Source organism: Patescibacteria group bacterium, from assembly GCA_022560785.1.
In the GTDB taxonomy this organism is placed as follows: Bacteria; Patescibacteriota; Minisyncoccia; order Phycocordibacterales; family JADFSL01; genus JADFSL01.
Window position 1 is genome coordinate 1 of record JADFSL010000030.1, and the last position, 6,014, is coordinate 6,014.

The window sequence follows — 6,014 nt, forward strand, 5'->3', positions numbered from 1 at the left end:
GAAATGCCCATTTTGAATGGACAATACCGAGGGAATTGAAAACTGGAAACTTCGTTTTCAGACCCGTAGAGACTACACGTTAGCCCTTAAATCATTACCTCGTAATGATTGGGAAGATATAGTCCGTCCCATGTAGTAATACATGAAAAGGAGCGTGAGACAGGTTGGTCTCCTATCTGCTGCAGGCGTTGATTCTTGAGAAGATTTGCTCCTAGTACGAGAGGACCGGAGTGAACTGACCTCTGGTGTACCAGCTGTCGTGCCAACGGCACCGCTGGGTAGCTATGTCGGGAATGGATAACCGCTGAAAGCATCTAAGCGGGAAGCCAACTTCAAGATTAGGAATCGTTTGAGACCCCTAGGAGATGACTAGGTTGATAGGCTCTAGGTGTACGCACAGTAATGTGTTTAGCCGAGGAGTACTAATTCGTCAACTCCTGTTAGGAAATGTGAAAATCGCACAATGTTTGTTTCTTTTGTATTGTACCTGCATTAATTGAATACTGTATTCTGGTGGTTTGGCGGCAGGGTAATACCTGTTCTCATTCCGAACACAGAAGTTAAGTCTGCTAGCGCCGATGATACTCTTTTGGGGGAAAGTAGGTAGCCGCCAGAATACAGTATTTAATAAAATTTCTAATCGGTGGCACAGAAGTTTCCACTAAAGACGGTTTCGCCTTTGGCGGAAAGTATCTTGAATATATTGTTCTGGTGATTCATCGGTGGAGCAACACTTGTTCTCATTCTAAACACAGCAATTAAGCCCACTTGAGGCGATGGTACTCAAAATGGGAGAGTAGCTAGTCTGCCAGAACAAAGAACTCAACCAAAAACCTCGTCGTATCTTCGACGGCGGTTTTTTGATATTATTTAACAAAGCAAGGAACGAGCATGAGGCGAGCGACTATGCTTTGATAAACCCTGTTAAATACGGCTTTGCCATTCCCGCTGGGGGATGTAATTGGGTAATGATTTTGTGACGCGTATTTTCGCGTTACTCAAATACACTAACGAAATCTATCATGTCATGGGCTAGCAGAAGAAGAACATTCTACACAAGCATTATTATATTAGGTCTTACGGTAATCATAGGTATTCCATTGTTTTTCCTGTTGTATGAGGAACCTACTTGTTTTGATAACAAGGAAAATCAAGACGAAGTTGGAATAGACTGCGGTGGTGTGTGTGAACTGTTGTGCCAGTCACAAGTGATTCAACCTACAATTCTCTGGAGTAGGGCGGTTGCAGTAACCGATGGAGTATATAATGCAGTCGCCTATGTGGAAAATCCCAATTTTGATATTGGTACTAATGCAATCGTCTACCTTTTTAAACTGTTTGATGAAGACAATATTTTGATTGCAGAGCGAAAAGGCGTTACATTTATTGCCCCGAATAGTATCCTCTCTGTATTTGAAGGAGGGATCATTACAGGGGAACGTGTCCCTAAACGTACTTTTTTTGAATTTCAAGGGTCACCTAAGTGGTTTAAAATGCACAATCCGGCAATTTCACTTATCGTTGAGAACAGGGTTCTCTCAGGAGCGGAAACACTGCCAAAAATTGAAGCAGAGATACGAAATAGCTCCACACAGGACATTTCTGATATTGAAATTATCGTTATTGTATTTGATGAGAATGGCAACGCGATTGCTGCATCTAAAACATCAGTAGAGCAACTACGAAGGGGTACATCAAGCGATATTGTATTTACTTGGCCTAAACCATTTTCGGTCAAAGTGGGCAAAATAGAAATTATAACGCTTACTCCACCACTTAAACAATAGCATAGTGTTTCCATGTTGGAGTTTATACAAAATATATTGCATAGAGGTACTAAATCTCATACACAGCATCTATTCGGGCATATCGATTGGACACTTTTTGGTTCGGCAGTACTGCTGTCGCTTGCCGGACTTGCAACCATGAACTCTTTTGCCCCGGAGAACTATTTTTTTGAAAAACAAATTCTCTGGCTCTCAATTGGCATCATACTTTTTTTTGCATTGAGTCTTGTAGATTTTCGGTTTCTTCGAAAGACAGGAATCATCATGATTCTTTTTGCTGCATCTGCTTTCATTCTTTTTCTGTTGTTTGTATTTGGTGAAATCACCAAAGGAGCGCAGAGCTGGTTTGACTTTGGTTCATTCGCTTTTCAACCATCCGACCCGGTAAAATTGGTCATGATACTTCTGTTGGCGAAGTACTTTTCACGGCGACATGTGGAAATTGCACATGTGCGTCACATACTAATTTCCGGGCTGTATACATTAGTGTTATTTCTTCTCGTGTTCCTCCAGCCGGACTTTGGTTCAGCAATTATTATTGGTCTCATCTGGCTTGGTATGGTGCTTGTTTCAGGCATTTCAAAAAAACATCTTATGACAGTGTTTTTAATAGGAATGATATCATTTGCAGGATTATGGGGTTATGTGTTTGCCGACTATCAGAAACAACGAATTATCACTTTTATACATCCATTGACTGATTTGCAAGGGGCTGGATACAATGCGTACCAATCCACCATTGCAGTCGGCTCAGGGCAGATTCTTGGCAAGGGAGTTGGTTATGGAACACAGTCGAAATTACAATTTCTACCAGAGTATGAAACAGACTTCATTTTTGCTGCATTTGCTGAGGAGTGGGGATTTGTTGGTGTGGTGCTCCTGTTTATATTATTTGGAATAATGATACGTAGAGTCCTGATTAATGCCACAACCGGCGCGACGAATTTTGAAATTTTATTTGGAGTTGGTCTTGCGATAATGTTTATGAGTCACTTTACCATTCATGTTGGTATGAATATAGGACTCCTACCGGTAACTGGCACCACCATACCGTTTATGAGCTACGGCGGGTCGCATCTGATAACCGAATTTATAGGACTCGGCATGTTAATGGGCATGCGTCGCTACTCACGTGCGATACATAAAGATGATATCAGAAAAGAATTTTTGGGAGTGTAGGGGGTTTTATCGTTTACACAGTATTATAACAATATCGTCCCCATCTCCATAGTCTTGGGTCTTGTTGGGTCCGTACGATTGAATAACTGCAGAATTAAGACCATCATCGGCTACCCCACCACATCCAAGAGTGGCGGCGCCGCATTGATAATCACCATCAAACAGGTAAAATGTTCCCCACGGATCAGGTGTGGCGGGGGTTAGGTAAGGTCCGTCCCAGTTTGGGAAATTACCATCAGTTGCTACTATACCAGCTCGAGCATCATCTATAAATAATTCATCACCGGTACCGCATGCTGAAGTTGGTTTAGTACTACCCCATGCGGGGTATCCAGCAGTATCATTCACTAGAAACGAAATTGCTTTTTCAATTTCACTGAGTTGATTTTGAGCACCTGCTATTTTTGCTTTTTCTCGTGCGGTATTTAAACTCGTCAAGACGACCGATGAAAGCATACCGATAATAGCAATAACCACCAAAAGCTCTATAAGAGTGAAGCCCCGTGTGCTGTTTTTTATAAGTGTAGTCATATTATGTATCTGACGGAGTGTAACCTCTTAGGGGGTCTATTAGAGCCTCCTGCGGAACATCAGCGCCACTCAGCCCACTGAAGAATATTAAAAAAGTGGCAATAAGAGCGAGGACAGCAATCCCCAGTAACATATATGTTGCCTGTTTCTGATTGCTTGCTATTTTGGTTTTAAGTATCCATCGTATGAGTATCGGTACTTGACCGCTCGACCCAACATAACCGGAGGGCACATTGTTTTGTTCTTCGTTGAACTCTACTTTTTCTTGTTCTTTCATAGTATGTTTTATTATCGGATTGTTTTATAGAGTTGTAAAGTCTCTTTTAACATTTGTTCAAGAGTGAATTCTTCTTTCACTTTTTTCTTTAACATATTTCCCAACTGCATTCTTTTTTCCTTATTTTCTATAAGATACATTAATGCTTTTTCTATTTCTTCTACATTTTTGGGCTGGACAAGAAGTCCCGATTTTTTATCTTCAATAATTTCCGGAATTCCACCGACATTACTTGCAACAACAGGCAAACCTGCCATTCCCGCTTCAAGGAGTACATAACCCAATGATTCTGAAATTGAAGTTAAAGTCAATATATCAAAGGCTTTCAAACACTCCCCAGCATTATCAATATGTCCAAGCAATAATATGTTTTTGTTTAAATTGTTTTTCGCTATAAGTTTCTCTAGAGATTGCTTTTCTTCTCCTTCTCCAATAATTATAAATATTATGTTTTTATTTCTTTTTATAATATTGATTATTGCCTCTATCGCATAAGTTAATCCTTTTATTTTGTGAAGTTCAGAAATAGTTCCTACCCATACCTTTTCAGTATTATTTTTCATAAGTTTTTCTTGTGCTTCATGTCTATCTTTTAATATCATGGTAGGTATACCGTTATGTATGACAAATATTTTTTTTGAAACAAGAGGGAAATGAGCTATTTGTTTTTTCAAATCATTAGAATTGGTAATTGTAATATGGGTAAGTGTTACTGTAATCCAGTGTAAAAATTCTATAATTTTTTTTTCGAAAATATTTCTATTTTCGTTAAAAGCCCAACCATGAACAGTAAAAATGATTTTCTTTACATTCATTACTCTTCCTGCCAGGGCGCCGAGACCTCCTGCCTTAGAGCTGTTTAAGTGTAGGACGTCCGGCTTTTCATTTTTCAATATTTTTATTAAAGCAAAAAAATTTGCCAACTCACCAAATATTTGAACGTCACGTTTTAAAGATTCTATAGAAACTGTTCGAATATTCTTTTCTGTAAGTTTTGTTTTAAGTACTCCGTTTCCACCGTGTGCTACCACAACTTCAAAATTATCTTTTGGTAGGTTCGTAGCCAAATCATATACATACCGTTGCGCCCCGCCCCAATTACTTTTGGTGATGACATAGAGAATTTTTTGTTTATCTTTCATGTTCATATAAATTTATCTCGTATTTGGGGCGGGGCGTGTGATGGGGTCGGGGAACGTGAGTTCCCCGTGTTGGAAGGCAACGAAGTGTTGGAAAACCGAGGGTTTCCAAGGAGCTCTGCCCAAATTGCTTTTGGTAATGACATAGAGTATTTTTGTCGTTTTTTTGCCTCCATATGCTCTACCATATCACTGCATGAAGCAGCAGACAATGAGACATAAGAGGCTTGAATTCCATTAATTTTGTTATAATATAAGCACCTATTATTATGGTGGTTTTTAGTAAAAAAGAGCCAATACTTCTATTTTTAGGAGATATTGCACTATTTGTTGCAGCACTGTGGTTGACGCTTACTGTGCGCTATTTTGAGCTTCCGAGCACTACGCTGTTATATGACCACATTGTTCCGTTCTCTATTTTGTTTGCTTTGTGGGCACTCATTTTCTTTATAGCAGGGCTCTATGATAAACATACAGTTATCTTCAAAAGAAAACTTCCAACCATTATTTTAAATACACAGTTAGTCAATGTAAGCATAGCAGCATTATTCTTTTTCTTTGTTCCATATTTTGGTATTGCACCAAAAACAAATTTAATCATTTATCTCCTCATTTCTTTTCCACTTATTTTGTTATGGCGATTGGTGATCTTTCCCATGCTGGGTGTACGAAAAAAGCAAAAGGCGATACTGATTGGTCATGGAAAAGAAATGAAAGACCTTGAGACGGAGATAAACAACAATCCTCGATACGGGCTTGAATTCGTACTTACAATTGATTTGGCGAAAGTAACTAATTTAAACGATATCCAAAAAGAAGTACTTGTTCGTATTGGTCCTGAAGAAGCGTCTATAATAGTAAGCAATACTAGAAATGAAAAAATGGAAGCACTTTTACCATTGTTATATAACTTAACATTTCTTCAAATTAAATTTCAGTTTATAGATATCAATCAATTATATGAAGATGTCTTTGACCGTATTCCCCTGTCTTCTCTTCAACGTGAATGGTTTTTGGAAAATATTTCAAGTAGAATTTTCTCACTCTTTCCTCAACAACTTTCAGAGCTAGTAGGTAAAAAGCATGGAGTATATGCCCTCT

At 38.9% G+C, this 6,014-nt stretch carries 6 protein-coding genes and 3 rRNA genes; 6 read left to right on the forward strand and 3 right to left on the reverse strand.

Annotated features, from left to right (window positions below; all coding sequences use genetic code 11):
• The 5 genes from IIB50_02745 to IIB50_02765 form a co-directional block, all read left to right on the forward strand.
• A 23S ribosomal RNA gene (locus tag IIB50_02745) occupies positions 1 to 447 on the forward strand; the annotation flags it as partial.
• A gap of 62 nt (positions 448 to 509) precedes the next feature.
• A 5S ribosomal RNA gene (gene rrf, locus IIB50_02750) occupies positions 510 to 616 on the forward strand.
• A 91-nt stretch (positions 617 to 707) separates the two neighbouring features.
• Positions 708 to 814, forward strand: a 5S ribosomal RNA gene (gene rrf / locus IIB50_02755).
• 208 nt (positions 815 to 1,022) lie between these two features.
• Entirely contained in the window at positions 1,023 to 1,787 is a 765-nt protein-coding gene (locus IIB50_02760) for a hypothetical protein (protein ID MCH7530011.1), read from the forward strand.
• Between the two features lie 12 nt (positions 1,788 to 1,799).
• Positions 1,800 to 2,966 (forward strand): rod shape-determining protein RodA, encoded by a 1,167-nt coding sequence (locus IIB50_02765; protein ID MCH7530012.1) that lies wholly within the window; start codon positions 1,800 to 1,802, stop codon positions 2,964 to 2,966.
• 6 nt (positions 2,967 to 2,972) lie between these two features.
• Here IIB50_02765 and IIB50_02770 read toward each other — a convergent pair whose 3' ends face one another.
• The 3 genes from IIB50_02770 to IIB50_02780 are packed head-to-tail and all read right to left on the reverse strand — an operon-like array spanning position 2,973 to position 4,916.
• Positions 2,973 to 3,497, reverse strand: a complete 525-nt coding sequence (locus IIB50_02770) for a prepilin-type N-terminal cleavage/methylation domain-containing protein (protein MCH7530013.1) — start codon at positions 3,495 to 3,497, stop codon at positions 2,973 to 2,975.
• A 1-nt stretch (position 3,498) separates the two neighbouring features.
• On the reverse strand, positions 3,499 to 3,774 hold the full coding sequence (locus tag IIB50_02775) for a hypothetical protein (GenBank protein ID MCH7530014.1): 276 nt from the start codon (positions 3,772 to 3,774) through the stop codon (positions 3,499 to 3,501).
• Between the two features lie 11 nt (positions 3,775 to 3,785).
• Positions 3,786 to 4,916, reverse strand: a complete 1,131-nt coding sequence (locus IIB50_02780) for a glycosyltransferase (GenBank protein ID MCH7530015.1) — start codon at positions 4,914 to 4,916, stop codon at positions 3,786 to 3,788.
• Between the two features lie 266 nt (positions 4,917 to 5,182).
• Here IIB50_02780 and IIB50_02785 point away from each other — a divergent pair.
• A partial coding sequence (locus IIB50_02785; GenBank protein MCH7530016.1) for a hypothetical protein occupies positions 5,183 to 6,014 on the forward strand: 832 nt, incomplete at its 3' end.

Coding starts and splice junctions, on each gene's coding strand:
- IIB50_02770 (MCH7530013.1), bottom strand. CDS start 3,497: ATGACTACACTTATAAAAAACAGCACACGGGGCTTCACTCTTATAGAG.
- IIB50_02760 (MCH7530011.1), top strand. CDS start 1,023: ATGTCATGGGCTAGCAGAAGAAGAACATTCTACACAAGCATTATTATA.
- IIB50_02765 (MCH7530012.1), top strand. CDS start 1,800: ATGTTGGAGTTTATACAAAATATATTGCATAGAGGTACTAAATCTCAT.
- IIB50_02775 (MCH7530014.1), bottom strand. CDS start 3,774: ATGAAAGAACAAGAAAAAGTAGAGTTCAACGAAGAACAAAACAATGTG.
- IIB50_02780 (MCH7530015.1), bottom strand. CDS start 4,916: ATGAAAGATAAACAAAAAATTCTCTATGTCATCACCAAAAGTAATTGG.